Genomic DNA, 18249 nt, shown 5'->3' on the forward strand with positions numbered 1-18249 from the left:
CCACGCTTTTTCTCTCTTTGTCAGCAACAAAAACGGCGGGGAAATCCGCCGTTTTTGTTTTTACAGCACCAGCCCGGCAAACGCCGCGGACAGCAGGCTGACCAGCGTCGCGCCGTACACCAGGCGAAGACCAAAGCGAGAAACCACGTTCCCCTGCTTTTCGTTCAATCCTTTGATAGCCCCGGCCACAATCCCGATGGAAGCAAAGTTAGCGAACGACACCAGGAAGACCGACAGGATCCCCAGCCCGCGCGGCGACAGCGTCGCCATGATCTTCTGCAGCTCAATCATCGCCACGAATTCGTTCGCCACCAGCTTGGTAGCCATAATCCCGGCCGCTTTCAGCGCATCCGCCTGAGGAATACCCACCAGCCAGGCAAACGGATAGAAAACGTAGCCCAGAATTTGCTGGAAGCTCAGGCCGAAGACTGTCGCGAACAGCGCATTGATGGCGCTGATAAGCGCGATAAAACCGATCAGCATCGCCAGAATAATCATCGCCACTTTGAAGCCTGCGAGGATGTATTCCCCCAGCATTTCAAAGAAGCTTTGAGATTCGTGCAGCTTCTCAAGCTTGATTTCTGGCTCGGCGCCCGGACGAGTCGGGTTAATGATAGACAGGATAATGAACGTGCTGAACATATTCAGGATCAGCGCCGCCACCACATACTTCGGCTCCAGCATCGTCATGTAGGCCCCGACGATGGACAGCGAAACCGTGGACATCGCCGTCGCGGCCATGGTGAACAGGCGGCGAGAGCTAAGATCGCCCAGCACGCCTTTGTAGGCGATGAAGTTTTCGGACTGCCCCAGAATCAACGAGCTCACGGCGTTGAATGATTCCAGCTTGCCCAGGCCGTTCACTTTAGAAAGCAATGTGCCGACGATGCGAATAATGATCGGCAGAATGCGGAAGTGCTGCAGGATCCCGATCAGCGCCGAAATAAAGATTATCGGGCACAGTACGCCGAGGAAGATAAAGGCCAGGCCCGCTTTGCTCATGCCGCCAAAGACGAAGTCGCTACCCTGTCCCGCGAAGGTCAGTAGATGGCCAAAGAAACCGGACACGCCGTTAATCACCCACAACCCACTGTCGGAGTGCAGGAAGAAGAACGCCAGCAGGCCTTCAATGACGATAAGTTGTAACAAATAGCGGATGCGGATGGTTTTACGATCGAAGCTCACCAGCCACGCCAGTCCCATGATGACAAAAAGTGCGAGAAGAAAATGAAGAATGTTCATGTGCAGTCTAATTTTGAAAGAAACGTATTTAGCCACAGCTCCCGCGTCAGGTAAATGGCGGACATAAGAATATTTAGCCATAAGATTTTCCAATGACAACATAGACTTACTCTTAGCATGGTTACCATTTTACGCAATTAAATATGACTAATTCATGACACTTTATTTGGCAATAAAATAGCGAAGCGGAACAAGATTAATTCTCATTATTAATCCATTTTGTCACAAATAAAATAATAGTAACAACCATTCTCATTACACTAATATAATTAACAATTTCTTTGCATTATGGAAAATTAATAATTAAAGTAGCGCCATATTAACGCCCCTCAAAAAATATGGAGCCTGTGATGCTGAAGACGGAAATGATTGAAAAACTGAACGAGCAGATGAACCTTGAACTCTACTCCTCCCTGCTTTACCAGCAGATGAGCGCCTGGTGCAGCTATCACAGCTTCGAAGGGGCTGCCGCGTTCCTGCGTCGCCACGCTCAGGAAGAGATGGAGCACATGCAGCGTCTGTTTGCCTATTTAAGTGATACCGGGAGCATGCCGCGTATTAACGCCATTCAGTCCCCGTATTTAGAATACGCTTCACTGGACGAATTATTTAAAGCGACCTACGAGCACGAGCAGTTAATTACCCATCAGATTAATGCTCTGGTTCATTCCGCAATGACCTCTCAGGATTACCCAACCTTTAATTTCCTGCAGTGGTATGTTGCCGAGCAGCATGAAGAAGAGAAACTGTTTAAATCCGTGCTGGATAAACTCAGCCTGGTGGGCAAAAGTGGTGAAGGCCTGTACTTTGTCGATAAAGAGCTGGCCACGCTGGACGCTCAGGCTTAATTGCCGTGAAGTAGCAGGCCATTGCGGCCTGCTATTTTTATTTTAGTGCAGTGCCCCGCCGTTTCGCTGGCTGTGCCAGTACCCGTATAGCGCCAGTGCCGCAGGTTTAATCGCTTCAATGCTTGCCAGAAATGCTTCCGGCGTCAGGCTTTCAAACTTCGCTTCATTCTCTTCCAGCCCATGCAGGGCAATCGCCTCCAGCTCTGGCTGAAGCTCTGCCGGCAGCGCAGGCCAGCTTTCCAGCGCCACGCCGCGCATATAGCCGTAGCACCACTCTTCCACAATGGTGATTTCGCGGTTATCCACTTCGCTGGTACCAAACAGAGGCTCAAACTGCCCCGGATACTCCGCAAGGCGTTCAGCAATGTCGTTCATATGCTGGAATACCAGCACGCTAAAGCGCGTCAGCTCTTCTTTGCTTTCCCATTCTGGCTCGACATCGCCGCCCCATACCGCCCGCAGCACGGTAGCAGGTTCGGTCACAGTTAGCCCCGACAGCAGCGCCGTGAGCAGCCCATCCAGCTCGGCTACATCGATCACCGAATGCGCGGTGCCATACTTCAGCAGGATGTCATCCAGCCAGATAATTTCGTCTTCGTTCAGCGGGCCCTGGGTCATTTTTGGCTTCCTCGTCTCGCGTTTTGAATAAAATTTGGCGTAGTGTACCCGTTCTACGCGCGACGAGTCATTTTCATTCCGCTTTCGTCAGGCATTCCACCAACAATTGACAGGTTTTGTCGTAGAGCGAGGGATCGTGTTGCAGCGCCTGCCAGACGCTGTTGTGGTCGGCACCCGGCACGGTCAGCAAAGCATGTTTGCCCTGCCCTGACGCCGAATCATAAAGCCGCTGTGGGATCTCCGCCGGGATCACCCGGTCTTCAGCCGCGGCGATGATCAGGACATTACCGCCAAACTCAGCCACGGCCTGCCAGGCGTCACTCTCAGCCCAGCTTCGCGGCTGGCGGATGATGGCGGAAAATTCAGGCCCGAAGTTTACCCGGTAAGCCGAAGGATGATACACGCCCGGCACCATCAGGATAAGGGAACGCAGAGACACGGATTGGCTCAGTTGCAAAGCGTTGTACGCCCCCATGCTGACGCCCATGCAGCCGGTCAGCTGAGCACCTAAATGCTCGGCAACCGCCAGCGCCTGGTCGGTGCGGCTGATTAAAGAAGAGTGTGAGAGATCGCCGCCAGTTTCCCCGTGGCCGATGCAATCAAAAGCCGTGCTGCCAAAACCGAGCTCCGCCATTAAGTGTCGGTAGCGAAGGCTCGCCTCGCGGTCTTTTGAACCTCCGTGGATCATCAGGACGTGGCCTTTACTGGCAAAAATACTGTCAGCCTTGAGCCTGCGGCCCTGAAAAGCGACATCAAATGCGTGTCGGGAAGAAGTGTTCATGGTTGCCTGATGGAATGCCAGTGAAGGATTTAGCATGGCATTCTTTTAGGGGAACAGACAGGATAATGTTCACAACGCCAAATCGCAGGCAATAAAAAACCACCCGAAGGTGGTTTACACGACACTGCTTATCATTGATTTTATTCTTTTTATTCCCATGGTACCCGGAGCGGGACTTGAACCCGCACAGCCATAAGCCGAGGGATTTTAAATCCCTTGTGTCTACCGATTTCACCATCCGGGCTCGGGAAGAAATTGGAGGCGCGTTCCGGAGTCGAACCGGACTAGACGGATTTGCAATCCGCTACATAACCGCTTTGCTAACGCGCCAAAATCTTTTGCCTTTTCAGGCAGGCAACAGAAATTCTATTACCTGAATTTGGAGCGGGAAACGAGACTCGAACTCGCGACCCCGACCTTGGCAAGGTCGTGCTCTACCAACTGAGCTATTCCCGCTTTTTGTACAAGTGATTGTTGGTGGCTATTAAGCTAATCACTTGATTTTATTATCTTCCGGCAAACGTTGCTGCCTTTCGATGCGTTGCATTCTACTTACCTGACGCAATGAGTCAATGAAATTTTCTAACACCACGAATCGTTTGCTGAATTTTGCGCCGGATAGATCACGGTTCGAGCAAATCACCGCGTGCAGCGGCCAAATATTGGAACATTGACCAGAACGTTAGTACCGCCGCGACGAAGAAAAGCGCGATACCGGTGTACTCGATCCACATGTTTGGTCGCCACAGCATGCCAATCAGCGCCAACATTTGCGCCATTGTTTTGGTTTTACCGATCCAGGAAACCGCCACGCGGCTGCGCTTACCAATTTCCGCCATCCATTCACGCAGCGCGGAAATAATAATCTCGCGGGCGATCATCGTGGCCGCAGGCAACGTCACCCACCAGGCATGATAGTGTTCCGCCACCAGCACCAGCGCCACAACCACCATGACTTTATCGGCAACGGGATCGAGAAACGCACCGAAGCGGGTGCTTTGGTTCCAGCGACGCGCGAGAAAACCGTCAAACCAGTCGGTTATGGCTGCCAGCCAAAAAATGAAAGCGCAAAGGAACGGGGCCCAGTTGAATGGCAGATAAAACGCCAGCACAAAGAACGGGATAAGGATGACACGAAACAGCGTGAGCAGTGTTGGGATATTGAATCGCATAGTGCCAGTTAACTATCTGTCATAAGTGGAAATTGTCTCTATGTTGCTACAGAGCCCTTAATGTTTCAACGAGTAGTAGATCTTTTCTGCCAATGCCTGCGAGATGCCCGGCACTTTTGCGATCTCCTCGATGGAGGCATTGATTAACGGTTGCAATCCGCCCATATACTTCAGCAGCATCTGGCGGCGTTTTGGCCCGATGCCTTCAATTGTCTCCAGCGAACTGGTGCTTTTCACCTTCGCCCGTTTTTTACGGTGGCCGGAGATCGCATGATCGTGTGAATCATCGCGAATATGTTGGATCACATGCAGAGCTGGAGAGTCCGGCGGTAAAGAGAATCCCTCCCCTTCCGGCTCAAAGAACAATGTTTCCAGCCCGGCTTTGCGGTCGCTGCCTTTGGCCACGCCCAACAATAAAGGATGGTGTTTATCCCAGGGCACGTCCAGCTCGGCAAACACCGCCTTCGCCTGCCCCAGTTGCCCTTTCCCGCCGTCAATCAGGATCACATCCGGGATTTTGCTTTCTTCTATTGCTTTACCGTAGCGGCGGTGCAGCACCTGATTCATGGCGGCGTAGTCGTCTCCCGGCGTAATACCGGTAATATTGTAGCGGCGGTATTCCGACCGAAGCGGGCCGTTACTGTCGAACACCACGCAGGAAGCGACGGTTTGCTCCCCCATGGTATGGCTGATATCAAAACACTCCATCCGCTTCACTTCCGGAAGTTTTAACACTTCGGCCAGCGCTTTCAGGCGCTGGTGAATGGTGGACTGCTGTGAAAGCTTTGTCACCAGCGCCGTGGCCGCATTGGTACGGGCAAGCTTCAGGTAACGCGCCCGGTCTCCACGAGGTTTAGTCTGCACGTTCACTTTACGCCCGGCCAGCTCGCTCAACGAGTCCGCCAGCAGAGATTTGTCCGCCAGCGCGAAGTCGAGCAGGATTTCAGAAGGCAGGGTGCGCATCTGGCTGCCCTGCAGGTAGAACTGCCCGACAAAGGTCTCTACCACTTCGCTGAGTCCGGTGCCTGCCGGGACTTTCGGGAAGTAGCTGCGGCTGCCCAATACTTTTCCCTGGCGAATGAACAAGACGTGCACGCAGGCCATGCCCGCATCAAAGGAGACGCCAATCACGTCCAGATCGTCCCCGGTGTTGGAGACAAATTGCTTCTCGGTAATACGTCGAACCGCCTGAATTTGATCGCGGATCCTCGCGGCCTCTTCAAATTCAAGATTTTTGCTCGCCGCTTCCATACGGGAAATAAGCTGCGTCAGCACCTGATCGTCCTTCCCCGCTAAAAACAGGCGAACATAGTCCACCTGCCGGGCATAGTCTTCTTCGGTGACCAGGCCTGAAACACAGGGCCCAAGGCAGCGGCCGATTTGATACTGAAGGCAAGGTCGCGAGCGGTTACGGTACACGCTGTTTTCACACTGGCGAACCGGAAAGACTTTTTGCAGCAGCGCCAGCGTTTCCCGCACCGCATAGCCGTTAGGAAACGGGCCAAAGTATTCGCCCTTGGCGTGCTTCGCGCCGCGGTGCATCGCCAGCCGCGGATGGCTGTCGGCGCTCAGGAATATAAAGGGATAGGATTTGTCGTCTCGCAGCAGCACGTTGTAGCGCGGCTGATAGAGCTTGATGTAGTTGTGCTCCAGCAGCAGAGCCTCGGTTTCCGTGTGGGTCACCGTGACATCAATATGCTGGATCAACGCCACCAGCGCCTCAGTTTTACGGCTGGCAAGATTCGTGCGGAAGTAACTGGAGAGGCGTTTCTTCAGGTCTTTAGCTTTGCCGACATAGATAACCGTGCCGCCGGCATCGTACATGCGGTAGACGCCGGGCTGGCTGGTTACCGTCTTGAGAAAAGCCCGGGAATCAAAAGGTTCACTCACTGCTGATTAACGTCTCCGCATTGAATAACCCGTGGCGAATTGCCAGGTGCGTCAGCTCTACGTCCCCGCTGATATTCAGTTTACTAAACATGCGGTAGCGGTAACTGTTCACCGTTTTAGGGCTGAGATTAAGCTGCTCAGAGATCTCATTGACCTTCTGGCCTTTGGTGATCATCAGCATAATCTGTAATTCACGCTCAGACAAACTGGCAAAAGGGGATTCAGCCTCTGGTGCTATCTGGCTTAAGGCCATCTGTTGAGCAATGTCGGAGGCGATGTAACGCTGGCCCGCATTAACGGAACGAATGGCATTTACCACGTCCTGAGGCGCTGCGCCCTTACTTAAATACCCGGCCGCACCGGCCTGCATGACTTTGGCAGGCAGCGGGTTCTCGGTGTGGATAGTCAACATGATAACTTTGATATCTGAAGAGTAGCGGGCAATTTTGCGGGTGGCTTCCAGGCCACCGATCCCCGGCATATTCATATCCATTAACACGACATCGACCGGGTTACTGCGGCACCATTTGATGGCATCCTCACCGCAGTTCACTTCACCCGAGACTTTGATGCCTTTAATCTCTTCCAGAATGCGTCGTATCCCTGCGCGCACCAGTTCGTGGTCATCAACAAGAAGAACGTTGATCAAAGGGCTATTCTCCAGAAAGGGATAACGCTGCTGATAGCTAATTGAGCATATATTAACGTTTTTCCGGCAACATTAAAATCCAAATTGCGGTCAGCACATTCTGTTAACACTTAAGAAGAATATATCTTTACTTTCAGGCTTGTTTCTGCGGCATACCTCAACATTCTAAACATCGTGTTCAGCCGATTATTCTCTGATTAAAAAACAGCTAATTATCAAAATGCGACCAGCATCAAGAATAAAAACCTTATTCTCTCTCTTTATTTAACGTTAGTTAAACGAGAGCGAAACAATTTGTTTTTAATTCTCAGCTTTCCCTGTGGGAATAACCCTGCGCAGGGGTTGTTTATTACCATAAACAGTCAAACGCATTCTCACCCATCGAACATGAATAATTCTGATGAATGTTATGGTATACTCCGCCGCCTTATGAATATCACTGTGCATAATGGCAGCGTACTAACTAAGCATTGAGGAAAGTAAATGAGCACTCCAGATTTTTCCACCGCCGAAAACACCCGTGAACTGGCACAAGAAGTCACCTGTCTGAAGACGCTGTTAACCCTGATGCTGCAGGCTATGGGCCAGGCCGATGCGGGCCGCGTTATCCTGAAAATGGAAAAGCAGATCGCTCAACTGGAAGACCCAACTCAGGCGGAAGTATTCAGCAATACCGTTAAGCAAATTAAACAGGCTTACCGTCAATAAGCCGGGGCGGCTGGCAGAATCCGGGTTCGCCAGCCGTCAGTACCTGACGCAGCAGTTGCCCTCCAGGTTCAGATAATCCCCATCGCCGCCGCATAGCAGGCTATCTGCGTCTTGTTTGGCGCGTTGAATTTCTTCTGCATATTCTTCTGATGGAAGTTCACCGTGTTCTCAGAAATGGACAGGATAATCGCAATTTCTGCCGACGTTTTCCCTTCTCCGGTCCACTGAAGAATCTCTCTCTCGCGCTTGCTGAGTTTCATGTCAATCATCTCGACCGACGGATCGTCCAGCCGATTTAACGTCGCCATACTCAGCTCGGCAAGGTAACTCAGCCGCAGCCCAAGCTCATCTTCCGCAACAATTTCTGTACGAACATTTGAGCGTGAAACGGAGAGAAAACCAGCCGTACGGTTAGGCGCCATGACGCAATGAGTCCGCCCTGATGCGAGACCGTGATCGCGCGCGGCATCCCAAAGCTCACGAGATTCAGCAAACAGGGCGTCGCTCCAGATTATTTCACCGCGCATGAAATTAGATTGTTTCAATACCGGGTCAATAGCAAAATAGTTTTCTGTGACGTACCACTCTAGCCATTTTTGCGGATAAGAACTCTGCAATGATAATTTAGGCCGCGTGAAAGGCACCGGGTGCCGAACACACAGTGAAAAATAATCAAAGCCCAGGTGTTGAGTTTGTTGTTGAACTAAAGTTTGTAATTCGCTGGCTTCAGTAATTGACAGGAAAAGTTCGAGCGCTTCCCGTCGCCAGCTAAAAAAGTTACGTTCCAGCATTATATCTGGCGTCTCTCCTGGCGCTAAAAAGTATTTCATTAATAGAATGTAATAAGCTAACACATTTATTAAAGTAATTAATGTGATTTATGGTTTTTCCGCCACAATTCTTCGGTTTTTACATATGTCAGGAAAAATTTACTGGAGCTCTGTATGGTTAAATCTTCGTTTCCCCTCCTCTTCGATGCAATGGCCCGGGATCTGGGGTTGGAAATAGCTCAGCCGTCAGTGACCGTGACGGGTCAAGGAGAGCTCAGTTCCCGTTTTCCTGTGACCGAATTCGCCACCGCCAGCCTGGCGACGGCGGGTTGTGCCCTGAGAGCCCTGCTTGCTCGCCCGGATGCACCGCTTTATATAGACCAGCGGCTGACCTCATACTGGTTTTCAACCAGCCATTTCCCCGTGAACCGCGCTCCCGCCGCGCTGTGGGATGAATTTGCCGGGGATTACGCCACGCGGGACGGCTGGATCCGCCTGCATACCAACGCGCCGCATCACCGCCAGGCCATGGAAAGCGTCCTGGGTGTGAGCAAGGATAAATCAGCGCTCGCCCAGCGAGTTACCGCGTGGGGAAAAACTGAGCTTGAAGCGGCGATCGTTGCCGCGGGTGGATGCGCGGCCGCGATGTTAAGCCACGCCGAATGGCTGAAACATCCACATGGGAAAACCGTCGCGGCAGAGCCATTGTTCTGGCAGCAGTTCCACGCCGAAGCTCCTCGTACAGCATTAGCATTGTCACCTGCCCGCCCGCTGGCAGGCATCCGGGTGCTGGATCTCACCCGTATTATTGCCGGCCCGGTTGCCACCCGATTTTTGGCCGGGCTAGGGGCGCAGGTGCTGCGCCTTGATCCCCCAAAATGGGAAGAGCCGACGCTGGTTGAGGAAGTCACCCTCGGGAAAAAATGCGCAAGGCTCGACCTCAGATCTACCGAAGGCAGAGAGCAGTTCAAGGCCCTGCTCGCCGACGCCGATGTGCTGGTCCATGGCTACCGGGCGGATGCTCTGGAAGCCCTGGGCTTTAATGCCGAAACCCGGCAGCAGATCTCTCCCGGTCTGGTAGACGTGTCGCTCAACGCCTGGGGATGGCACGGACCGTGGCGTAATCGCCGAGGTTTCGACAGTCTGGTCCAGATGTCCAGCGGCATCGCCGAAGCGGGAATGCGCTGGCAAAATACCGTGCGGCCTCACCCGCTCCCCGTTCAGGCACTGGACCACGCCACGGGTTACCTGCTTGCAGCCGCCGTGCTGAAAGGCCTGAAAGTTCGGCATCTGCAAAAACAAGGCTATAGCGCACGCCTGTCGCTCGCCCGAACGGCGGCATTATTAATGTCTTGCCAGGCTGGAGGTCAATCCGCGCTTGCCGCTATCGGCCCGCATGATTACCAGCCGATGATGGAGTGGTCTGCCTTTGGCCTGGGAAACCGATTGAACTTCCCGCTGAGGCTGGCAGGCACGCCGGTTATCTGGAGCACACCCCCGATGGCGCTCGGCTCCGCGAAAGCCGCCTGGGAGTGAAACCGGCGTAACCTGCGCGGCTTACTGGGTCAGAAACTTCTCCAGAAATTGCCGCGTGCGTGGCTGCTGTGGGCTGGCGAAAAGCGCTTTTGCTGGCCCCTGTTCCACAATCTTGCCCTGATCCATGAATATAGCCCGGTCAGCAACATCGCGAGCAAAGCTCATTTCGTGCGTCACAATGACCATGGTGCGCTTCTCATTCGCCAGCTGGCGAATAGTATTCAGCACCTCTCCCACCAGCTCAGGATCCAGCGCCGAAGTCGGTTCATCGAACAAAATAACTTCCGGCCGCATGGCCAGCGCACGGGCAATCGCCACCCGCTGCTGCTGGCCGCCAGACAGACGACGTGGGTAGCTGTTCTCTTTTCCACTTAAGCCCACCTTCTCCAGCAGCTCGCGCGCCCGGGCAATGGCTTCAGCTTTCGGCTCGCCCTTAACGATGACCGGGCCCTCAATAATATTTTCCAGCACCGTGCGGTGTGGAAAAAGATTGAAGCTCTGGAAGACAAACCCCACTTGCTGGCGCAGCGCACGAATTTTCTCTTTCTGCTTTGCCAGGGACTGTCCGGCATCAATCGTGATTTTCCCCACCTGAATCGTGCCGCTGTCCGGCTCTTCCAGCAGGTTAATACTGCGCAATAGCGTGGTTTTCCCCGAGCCGCTCGGGCCGATGATCGCCACCACTTCGCCGGGTTTAACGTCCAGGTCAATGCCGTGCAGCACCGTCTGCCCGTGGAATTTTTTCACCAGTTTTTTAACGTCAATGGCGCTCATTTCGGCTCCCTGTCCTGGCGATTAAGCTGGTTTTCAAAATAGTTTTGCAGCGTAGAGAGCACCGTCGCCATCACCCAGTAGACCAGGGATGCGGCAAGATACATGGTGAACACTTCCAGCGTGCGGGAGGTGATCAGCTGCGCCTGGCGGAACAGCTCCGGCACCTGAATGGTGGCCGCCAGCGAGGTGTCCTTCACCAGGCTGATAAAGCTGTTCCCCAGCGGCGGCAGCGCCACGCGGGCAGACTGCGGCAGAATCGCTCGGCGCAGCGTTTGCCAGCGAGTCATCCCGATACTGGCCGCAGCTTCCCACTGGCCTTTATCAATAGAGGCAATGGCCGCCCGCAGCGTTTCAGAGGCATAAGCTGCGGTGTTCAACGACAGGCCAATCATCGCCGACGGAATAGGATCCAGCTCAATGCCAAACTGCGGCAGCCCGTAATAAATCATAAACAGCTGGGCGATAAGCGGCGTCCCGCGAAAAATAGAAACATAAAAACGCGACAGCAGCGAAAAAGGCCAAAACGCCGACAGGCGCATCAGCGCCAGCATAAAACCGAGGATCAGGCCAAAAAACATCCCGCCGATACTCAACTGGAGCGTGAAAACCGCCCCTTTAAGCAGATACGGTGCTGAATCCAGCACCAGTTGCAAACTTTCTTGCATGGTGATTCCCGATGATTAAGACCTGACCCACAGCTTACAGATGCGGGTGGTAGGCAAACAGCGCCGGCGCTCCGCCGGTATGAATAAAGGCAATGGGCCCCTGATCCTTAAATCTTTTTTGTGCCACGCCGTCAATGAGTCCGGCCATCGCTTTGCCGGTGTACACCGGGTCAAGCAGGATGCCTTCAAGCCTGGCGAGCAGCTTCACTGCTTCCATCCCCTCTTCATTCGGCGTGCCGTAGCCTGGCGCGAAATAATCATCCCACAGGATAATTTCGCTGGTCGCGCTAACCTCAAGCGACTTCGCCACGGCCTGCTGCAGGGCGACAACTTTTGGTTTTTGCTGTGCCACTGTTCTGGAAACAGTGACGCCAATCAGCTCCACGTCCGGCATTAACTGCTCAAGGCCGACAGCCAGACCGGCATGCGTCCCCGCGCTGCCGGAAGCAACCACAACGGACGACAGGTTCACGGCGTTCTCGCACTGCTGGGCAATTTCCAGCGCGCTTTCAACATACCCCAGCGCACCCAGCGCATTAGAGCCGCCGACCGGAATAACATAAGGCCGAAATCCCTGCGCTTCCAGGCGCGTAGCCACCGCTTCCAGCTGCTTATCCGGGGCGTTCAGGGCCTCGCACATCTCGACTTCGACATTGAAAAGATCAACCAGCAGGCGGTTGCCGTTGGTCAGGTAGTTTTCGGCTTTTGTCCCGATAGGGTTTTCAAGCAGCGCCACGCAATGTAGCCCAAGCTTTGCCGCCACCGCCGCCGTCTGGCGAACGTGGTTAGACTGGATAGCGCCCGCGGTCACCAGCGTATCGGCGCCTTCTCGCAGCGCGTCAGCGGCTAAAAACTCAAGCTTGCGCAGCTTGTTGCCGCCCATCGCCATCGGCGTCACATCATCACGTTTAATATAAATTTCACGGCCAAGATAGTCCGAAAAGCGCGGTAAATACTCCAGCGGCGTCGGCGCGCCAATAAATTCCAGACGAGGAAAACGCGTTAGATGATGCAGTGACATAGGGCCTCCTGAGCCGATATCAATATTCAGTTTTATTATGCACCAGAGAGAAGGCTTCATTCTCTGGGATAAATAAAAAAAGGTGCTGAAATCAGCACCTTTTCACTGTGATATCGGGTTACTTAGTGACGTCCGCACCGAACCATTTATCGGACAGCTTAGTCAGAGAGCCGTCTTTCTGCATCTCAGCGATGGCTGCGTCGATAGCTTTCAGCAGATCTTCATTACCTTTACGCACGGCAACGCCTGCTTCCTGACGGGAGAACGCATCCCCCGCTACCGCCAGCGTATTGTTGGTTTTCTTCACCAGGTCCAGCGCGGCGAGGCGGTCAACCAGAATCGCGTCAATACGGCCCACGCGCAGATCCTGATATTTAGTCGGGTCATCATCATAGGTACGGATATCTACGCCCGGTACGTTTTCACGCAGCCACTGCTCGTAGTTAGTCCCGAGGCCTACGCCAACTTTTTTGCCCTTCAGGTCGGCGGCGGTTTTAATCCCACCTTCATTGCCCTTTTTCACCAGTGCCTGAATACCGGAGATGGTGTAAGGGGTGGAGAAGTCGTATTTTTTCTTGCGTTCGTCGGAAATGGTGACCTGGTTAATCACCACGTCAATACGTTTAGAATCTAAAGACGCCAGCATGCCGTCCCACTTGGTCGGCTTCAGCGCGGCTTTAACACCCAGATGCTGAGCCAGCTGCTCGGCAAATTCGACTTCAAAGCCGGTCAGCTTGCCGTCATCGCCCTGGAAGCTGAACGGCGGATAAGTGCCTTCCAGCCCCACCAGCAGCGTGCCGCGCTCTTTGACTTTATTCAGAAGATTTTCTGCCGCGAAGGTTTTCACGCTTGCGCCGGCCACCAGAGCAACGGCCAGGACGCCCATCAGCGCCTGACGCCCGATCATTTTTAATTTCATGTTTACCCCGATTATTTACGTTTTTTTGTAGTGTAGCGGGCGGCTTCGGGATATATCAAAACCAGTCCGCTACAACTTATGCAAATTTAGTATATATCGGAGGTTGCGCTAATTTCCTGGCTCGAGATCGCATGTCCCTGCACCTGGAATTGCCAATATTTGCGTAACGCAATGCGGTAATTATTGGTGCTGGTGCGGGGCAGCCAGGCGTCCAGCGTCTCGTCCAGCAGGCCTTGCAGCGAGCCGGGAAGCGGGACTTTATGCTCACTGAGATGGTTACCCAGGCGGCGCAGACGAACCACGTACTCACGGATCGTGCCGTGGCTCATTTCGGTTTGCTCAAACAGATACTGTTTGAAGCCAATAATATCGAAGTAGTTGTTTTGTTCTTTGCAGTGTAAATCACCGCAAAAACGACACAGCGCCATCCATTCTTTCTGCTCGATAAGCCAGGTGGCCTCATCAATAAGCGTATCTAATTGAGCGATGGTGGCTTTATTAATAATCACCCCGCTGCGCGTGAGCGTGATGCGGTCGAGCAGCTTACTGCAATGTGCACAATGTGTCTGGGTGTGTTTGAAATCTTTGAGATAGCGGCTTAATGGCCGTCTTTTTGACTGCTGCACCGTCATGATAATTCCCAGGTCGTCAGATAATTGTGCGGCACTCCCTACAACTTACCCAGTTTGGTGCGCAAACGCTTGATCGCCTGGCTATGCAACTGGCTAACCCGTGACTCACCCACATCAAGCACCGCGCCAATCTCTTTGAGATTCAGCTCTTCCTGGTAATAGAGCGTCAGCACCAGTTGTTCACGTTCCGGTAAAGCCTCAATAGCTTCCATTACGCGCTGGCGAAGATTGCTGTCCAGTAATTGCTGTAGCGGGTTTACCTGCTGGTGTTCCTCGGTGACCAGTTCAATGCTATCGCCATGCTCTTCCCGCCACTCGTCATAAGAGAAGAGCTGGCTATTATTGGTGTCGAGCAACATCTGGCGATACTCTTCGAGCGGGATGTCCAGCCGCTCCGCGACTTCCGTCTCGGTAGCGTTACGCCCCAGCTCTTGCTCCAGTTGACCAATCGCCTGTGCCACACCGCGAGCGTTACGCCTGACGCTTCGCGGCACCCAATCACGGCTGCGCAACTCATCAAGCATCGCCCCACGGATGCGCTGCACCGCGTAGGTAGTAAATGCCGTTCCCTGCAGGGCATCGTAACGTTCGACTGCATTCAACAACCCGATGCCGCCTGCCTGTAGCAGATCGTCGAGCTCCACACTCGCCGGCAGACGTACCTGCAGGCGCAATGCTTCGTGACGCACAAGCGGTACATAACGCTGCCACAGCGAGTGTTTATCCATTACACCTTCAGCGGTATACAGTGAATTCACGATAAACAGCCCTGCGTTAGTTGAGTTATCGGCATGATTATCCGTTTCTGCAGGGGTTTTAATCGGATGAATAGTGGGTGAAATGGGGGGTTATTTGGAGGTTATGAAGAAATAAACCCCTCGAATTTTAACCATAATGTATGGCAAATCATGTTTCGGCTTACTTAAAAGTATCAATTGGTTGTTAAATATTAACGTCACATACTATAGCGAAACCGGAGAAATTAAGCCGGAGAATCTATCCTGCAAAAAAAGGATAAAATCATCTGTTATTCCAGGCCTGATCTCTGGCGGGTTTATCATACAGTGATAAATATACGCGTCGTTTCTCTGCGGCAAACTCCCCCCGCCGTCAGGCGAAGCAGATTACAAGACAGGTCATTTACATGAACATTTTAATTACGGCTATAGGGTCAATGTCTGCGCCAGCCGTGATAAATGCGCTGAAACGCGCCTCCCACACCGTCATCGGGTGTGATATCTACCCCGAGCAATGGGTGTATGCCTCTCGTCTGGTCGACAATTTTGTTCAGGTTCCGCGTGCAACGAATAGCCAGGCCTTTATCGAAAGTATCAATGCGATTTGCGACCAGCATCGCATTGACGCCATCATTCCACTAACCGATGTCGAAGTTGACACGCTTTCTGATGCCCGTGGTGAACTGTGTTCGTCCTCCATGCTGGCGCTGATGTCCGCAGAGTCTATCGCGCTTGCCCGGGATAAGCTGGCCTGGAGCAAACGATTTTCCCATAACGAAGCGTTTCTCTCGCTACCCACTGCCGCCCTCGCTGAGTCCCAAACGCTTTCATTTGGCTTCCCGGTCATTCTCAAGCAGAGGAATGGCCGTAGCAGCGAAGGGCTTCGCCGCGTGGAGACAGAATCCGAGCTTAACGCATTACGCGAGCGGCTGAACGGCAACGACTGGATTGTCCAGCCGTATCTGCCGGGAGATGTTCACGTCATTGATATTGTCCGCCAGCGCGAGACGGGCGAATGGGCAGGCGTTACCCGCAAAGAGCTGTTGCGCACCGCGAACGGCGCCGGATTAACCGTTGAAATACTTCAGGATGATGCGCTGCTCGCCAAAGCGGCGGAAGTTGCCCGCCTCCTCGACCTGAACGGCTGCATCAATATTGAATTTATGCGCCATTCCACCGGGGATTACCTGATGGACATAAACCCCCGCTTCTCCGCCGGAGTCGAATTTTCGGTCATGGCAGGCTACGACATGATTATCAATCATCTTCACTGTTTCACCCGCCAGCCTATACAACCCGCAGTTGCCGTACAAAACGCCGTCTTTACGCGCCACTACGTCGCTGAGAAATCATTCACAGGATAGAGATATGAGCCAAACTACAGGGCCTGAAAAGCTCACCACGGCCGAGGACTGGGACCATAAATGGCAGGGTATTTTCGACCATTACCAAAACGATCTTCGCCACGCCTACTATATTGATGCGGTCAGAAAAAGCCGTGAAACGCGGGTTCTGGAGATTGCTGCCGGTAGCTTTCGCGATATCGTCCAGTTGACAAAGCGTGGCGCAGAGGGCCACGGAATAGACTTTTCGCCGGAATCCGTGAGTCTTGCAAAAAAGCTTTATCCCTCCCTGCAGGATCGTTTTTCCGTGATGAATGCCTTCGAGCTGCAGTACCCGGACAAGCATTTTGACATCAGTTACCACAATGGGTTTTGGGGGCTATTTGCGGATGAGGATATCCAAAAAATGGCGCTTGAGCAGGCCCGAATCACTCGCGGCAGAATGATCGTCACGGTGCATAACGCCCATAACCAGTCGTTCGTTAATTACTTCAACTCGAAAAAAGAAACCGACTCGCTGTTTAACATCCGTTTCTTTACCGTCGAACAGATGCAGGAAATCCTCGGCAAAGTCGCCCGCAAAGTCACCATCATCCCTGTCGGCAAAGGAAAAAAAACGCACGAAGACTGGCTGATACGCCACGGCCTGCATAATCCACTGCTGATTAACGGCATGTTCAAATTGTCCGGCCAGCGCTACCTTGAGCGCAGCGAGCGCCTGATGTGTATCGCCGAGCTATAGCAGCACGTTCAACATAGTAAAAAGGGCCTTGTCACAAGACAAAGCCCTTTTTTATTCCCGCAATCACCCTGTCAGGCAGCGACGCTTTGCCCCTGAGCAATTCGCCTGACTGCCGCGATAATACGCAGTTGCTCTTCTTCCTCAAGGTCCGGGAATATCGGCAAACACAGCACCTTGTTGGCCAGGTCATTGGCCACCGGTAAATGCTCCGCTGCGGAGGACGGCAGATGCCGGTACATCGCGAAGGAGCTGATGAGCGGATAGAAATAGCGGCGGGAATAAATCCCCTCTTCTTTTAACGCGTCGTAAAGTGCGTCGCGGCTCACCGGGAACCGTTCATCTATCAGCACGGGATAGTAGGCGTGGTTCCACTCGTAATCGCTTTTCTGGGTATAAAACTCAAGACCAGGAATATCGGCCAGACCTTCACAGTAGCGCTGATAAATGTCGGCCCGGGCGCTTAAGGCACCGTCAATATGCTGCAGCTGCAGCAGGCCAAACGCCGCCTGCACTTCATTCATTTTCGCGTTAATGCCCGGCGCAATCACCGTCGTTTCGTCGGCAAAGCCAAAGTTTTTCAGGTAATCAATGCGCTTCTTGGTTCTGGCATCCGGGCAGATAATCGCCCCGCCTTCGATGGTATTAAACACTTTGGTGGCGTGGAAACTCAGGATAGACAAATCACCACAGTTCAGGATGCTGCTGCCGTTCTGCTTCACGCCAAACGCGTGGGCGGCATCATAAATGACCTTCAGCCCGTAGGTATCGGCGATACGCTGAATTTTATCCACGTCGCAGGGAATACCATAACAGTGCACCGGCATAATGGCCGTCGTTTGCGGGGTGATCAGCGCTTCAATGGCGTCCGCATTAATATTGAATGTCAGCGGATCAATGTCGGCAAATACCGGCGTCAGGCCGTTCCACAACAGGCTGTGCGATGTCGCCACAAAAGAGTAAGGCGTGGTTATCACTTCCCCGCTCAATCGCAACGTCTGAAATGCCGTCAGCAATGCCAACGTGCCGTTAGAAAACAGCGAAAGATATTTTACGCCCAGATAATCGGCCAGCGCCTGCTCAAGCTGCTGATGAAATGGCCCGTTGTTGGTCAGGTATTTATTCCCCCAAATCTGCTCGAGGTAAGGAACAAACTCCTCCAGAGGCGGAAGCAGAGGGCTGGTGACAAAAATATTTTTCATAGT

At 53.1% G+C, this 18249-nt stretch carries 19 protein-coding genes and 3 tRNA genes; 5 read left to right on the forward strand and 17 right to left on the reverse strand.

The genetic code is table 11. The features are described 5' to 3' along the window. Nucleotides 1-60 precede the first annotated feature (60 nt). Nucleotides 61-1242 carry a NupC/NupG family nucleoside CNT transporter gene (locus LH86_RS18035; protein ID WP_039306371.1) on the reverse strand — a complete coding sequence of 394 codons (1182 nt, stop codon included), beginning with the start codon at nt 1240-1242 and terminating at the stop codon, nt 61-63. Nucleotides 1243-1592: 350 nt separating this feature from the next. Between LH86_RS18035 and ftnA the strand changes: the two genes are divergently transcribed. Further along, complete coding sequence (ftnA, locus tag LH86_RS18040) at nt 1593-2090, forward strand: non-heme ferritin (RefSeq protein WP_039304221.1); 498 nt, start codon at nt 1593-1595, stop codon at nt 2088-2090. A gap of 42 nt (nt 2091-2132) precedes the next feature. Here the strand turns inward: ftnA and LH86_RS18045 are convergent, their stop codons facing one another. The 8 genes from LH86_RS18045 to uvrY form a co-directional block, all read right to left on the reverse strand. Continuing rightward, nucleotides 2133-2708 (reverse strand): UPF0149 family protein, encoded by a 576-nt coding sequence (locus LH86_RS18045; protein WP_052045614.1) that lies wholly within the window; start codon nt 2706-2708, stop codon nt 2133-2135. 73 nt (nt 2709-2781) lie between these two features. Next, nucleotides 2782-3525 (reverse strand): alpha/beta hydrolase, encoded by a 744-nt coding sequence (locus tag LH86_RS18050; protein ID WP_081943031.1) that lies wholly within the window; start codon nt 3523-3525, stop codon nt 2782-2784. Between the two features lie 122 nt (nt 3526-3647). Then, a tRNA-Leu gene (locus LH86_RS18055) sits at nt 3648-3733 on the reverse strand. Between the two features lie 12 nt (nt 3734-3745). Then, nucleotides 3746-3819, reverse strand: a tRNA-Cys gene (locus LH86_RS18060). Nucleotides 3820-3869: 50 nt separating this feature from the next. Continuing rightward, nucleotides 3870-3945 (reverse strand) — tRNA-Gly (locus LH86_RS18065). Nucleotides 3946-4112: 167 nt separating this feature from the next. Further along, nucleotides 4113-4661, reverse strand: coding sequence for a CDP-diacylglycerol--glycerol-3-phosphate 3-phosphatidyltransferase (gene pgsA / locus LH86_RS18070; RefSeq protein WP_039294681.1), 549 nt, complete (start codon nt 4659-4661; stop codon nt 4113-4115). Nucleotides 4662-4718: 57 nt separating this feature from the next. Continuing rightward, entirely contained in the window at nt 4719-6551 is a 1833-nt protein-coding gene (gene uvrC, locus LH86_RS18075) for an excinuclease ABC subunit UvrC (RefSeq protein ID WP_039304224.1), read from the reverse strand. Continuing rightward, complete coding sequence (uvrY, locus tag LH86_RS18080; RefSeq protein WP_008453836.1) at nt 6544-7200, reverse strand: UvrY/SirA/GacA family response regulator transcription factor; 657 nt, start codon at nt 7198-7200, stop codon at nt 6544-6546. Before uvrY ends, uvrC begins: the two co-directional genes overlap by 8 nt. 483 nt (nt 7201-7683) lie before the next feature. Between uvrY and LH86_RS18085 the strand changes: the two genes are divergently transcribed. After that, entirely contained in the window at nt 7684-7908 is a 225-nt protein-coding gene (locus LH86_RS18085; protein WP_008453834.1) for a DUF2594 family protein, read from the forward strand. A gap of 68 nt (nt 7909-7976) precedes the next feature. On the opposite strand, the gene sdiA is transcribed toward LH86_RS18085, so the two are convergent. Then, nucleotides 7977-8699 carry a transcriptional regulator SdiA gene (sdiA, locus tag LH86_RS18090; RefSeq protein ID WP_039304227.1) on the reverse strand — a complete coding sequence of 241 codons (723 nt, stop codon included), beginning with the start codon at nt 8697-8699 and terminating at the stop codon, nt 7977-7979. Nucleotides 8700-8852: 153 nt separating this feature from the next. Here sdiA and LH86_RS18095 point away from each other — a divergent pair, with 153 nt between their 5' ends. After that, entirely contained in the window at nt 8853-10214 is a 1362-nt protein-coding gene (locus tag LH86_RS18095; RefSeq protein WP_081943032.1) for a CoA transferase, read from the forward strand. Between the two features lie 21 nt (nt 10215-10235). Here LH86_RS18095 and tcyN read toward each other — a convergent pair whose 3' ends face one another. From tcyN to fliA, 6 genes are all read right to left on the reverse strand, one after another. Further along, complete coding sequence (gene tcyN / locus LH86_RS18100; RefSeq protein ID WP_039304230.1) at nt 10236-10988, reverse strand: L-cystine ABC transporter ATP-binding protein TcyN; 753 nt, start codon at nt 10986-10988, stop codon at nt 10236-10238. Beyond that, the gene (gene tcyL / locus LH86_RS18105) at nt 10985-11653 is read right to left on the reverse strand and encodes a cystine ABC transporter permease (protein WP_008453825.1); all 669 of its coding nucleotides are present in this window, start codon (nt 11651-11653) and stop codon (nt 10985-10987) included. Before tcyL ends, tcyN begins: the two co-directional genes overlap by 4 nt. 34 nt (nt 11654-11687) lie before the next feature. Further along, nucleotides 11688-12674 (reverse strand): D-cysteine desulfhydrase, encoded by a 987-nt coding sequence (gene dcyD / locus LH86_RS18110; RefSeq protein ID WP_008453823.1) that lies wholly within the window; start codon nt 12672-12674, stop codon nt 11688-11690. Between the two features lie 118 nt (nt 12675-12792). Continuing rightward, nucleotides 12793-13593: a cystine ABC transporter substrate-binding protein gene (gene tcyJ / locus LH86_RS18115; protein ID WP_039304233.1), complete on the reverse strand. Its 801-nt coding sequence runs from the start codon at nt 13591-13593 to the stop codon at nt 12793-12795. Nucleotides 13594-13679: 86 nt separating this feature from the next. After that, the gene (fliZ, locus tag LH86_RS18120) at nt 13680-14225 is read right to left on the reverse strand and encodes a flagella biosynthesis regulatory protein FliZ (protein WP_039304236.1); all 546 of its coding nucleotides are present in this window, start codon (nt 14223-14225) and stop codon (nt 13680-13682) included. A 38-nt stretch (nt 14226-14263) separates the two neighbouring features. Next, nucleotides 14264-14983 carry an RNA polymerase sigma factor FliA gene (gene fliA / locus LH86_RS18125; RefSeq protein WP_039304240.1) on the reverse strand — a complete coding sequence of 240 codons (720 nt, stop codon included), beginning with the start codon at nt 14981-14983 and terminating at the stop codon, nt 14264-14266. Between the two features lie 386 nt (nt 14984-15369). On the opposite strand from fliA, the gene LH86_RS18130 reads away from it, so the two are divergent. Continuing rightward, nucleotides 15370-16326, forward strand: coding sequence for an ATP-grasp domain-containing protein (locus tag LH86_RS18130; protein ID WP_039304243.1), 957 nt, complete (start codon nt 15370-15372; stop codon nt 16324-16326). Nucleotides 16327-16330: 4 nt separating this feature from the next. Beyond that, nucleotides 16331-17047: a class I SAM-dependent methyltransferase gene (locus LH86_RS18135; protein WP_039304247.1), complete on the forward strand. Its 717-nt coding sequence runs from the start codon at nt 16331-16333 to the stop codon at nt 17045-17047. Between the two features lie 71 nt (nt 17048-17118). Here LH86_RS18135 and LH86_RS18140 read toward each other — a convergent pair whose 3' ends face one another. Then, nucleotides 17119-18246: a DegT/DnrJ/EryC1/StrS family aminotransferase gene (locus LH86_RS18140; protein WP_039304250.1), complete on the reverse strand. Its 1128-nt coding sequence runs from the start codon at nt 18244-18246 to the stop codon at nt 17119-17121. Nucleotides 18247-18249 lie beyond the last annotated feature (3 nt).

This window comes from Cedecea neteri, from assembly GCF_000758325.1.
Lineage (GTDB): Bacteria > Pseudomonadota > Gammaproteobacteria > Enterobacterales > Enterobacteriaceae > Cedecea > Cedecea neteri_B.

Bases quoted from the DNA above. Each gene is read 5' to 3' on its own strand.
- LH86_RS18035 (WP_039306371.1), bottom strand. From the start codon at position 1,242: ATGAACATTCTTCATTTTCTTCTCGCACTTTTTGTCATCATGGGACTG.
- ftnA (WP_039304221.1), top strand. From the start codon at position 1,593: ATGCTGAAGACGGAAATGATTGAAAAACTGAACGAGCAGATGAACCTT.
- LH86_RS18045 (WP_052045614.1), bottom strand. From the start codon at position 2,708: ATGACCCAGGGCCCGCTGAACGAAGACGAAATTATCTGGCTGGATGAC.
- LH86_RS18050 (WP_081943031.1), bottom strand. From the start codon at position 3,525: ATGCTAAATCCTTCACTGGCATTCCATCAGGCAACCATGAACACTTCT.
- pgsA (WP_039294681.1), bottom strand. From the start codon at position 4,661: ATGCGATTCAATATCCCAACACTGCTCACGCTGTTTCGTGTCATCCTT.
- LH86_RS18085 (WP_008453834.1), top strand. From the start codon at position 7,684: ATGAGCACTCCAGATTTTTCCACCGCCGAAAACACCCGTGAACTGGCA.
- sdiA (WP_039304227.1), bottom strand. From the start codon at position 8,699: ATGCTGGAACGTAACTTTTTTAGCTGGCGACGGGAAGCGCTCGAACTT.
- LH86_RS18095 (WP_081943032.1), top strand. From the start codon at position 8,853: ATGGTTAAATCTTCGTTTCCCCTCCTCTTCGATGCAATGGCCCGGGAT.
- tcyN (WP_039304230.1), bottom strand. From the start codon at position 10,988: ATGAGCGCCATTGACGTTAAAAAACTGGTGAAAAAATTCCACGGGCAG.
- tcyL (WP_008453825.1), bottom strand. From the start codon at position 11,653: ATGCAAGAAAGTTTGCAACTGGTGCTGGATTCAGCACCGTATCTGCTT.
- dcyD (WP_008453823.1), bottom strand. From the start codon at position 12,674: ATGTCACTGCATCATCTAACGCGTTTTCCTCGTCTGGAATTTATTGGC.
- tcyJ (WP_039304233.1), bottom strand. From the start codon at position 13,593: ATGAAATTAAAAATGATCGGGCGTCAGGCGCTGATGGGCGTCCTGGCC.
- fliZ (WP_039304236.1), bottom strand. From the start codon at position 14,225: ATGACGGTGCAGCAGTCAAAAAGACGGCCATTAAGCCGCTATCTCAAA.
- LH86_RS18130 (WP_039304243.1), top strand. From the start codon at position 15,370: ATGAACATTTTAATTACGGCTATAGGGTCAATGTCTGCGCCAGCCGTG.
- LH86_RS18135 (WP_039304247.1), top strand. From the start codon at position 16,331: ATGAGCCAAACTACAGGGCCTGAAAAGCTCACCACGGCCGAGGACTGG.
- LH86_RS18140 (WP_039304250.1), bottom strand. From the start codon at position 18,246: ATGAAAAATATTTTTGTCACCAGCCCTCTGCTTCCGCCTCTGGAGGAG.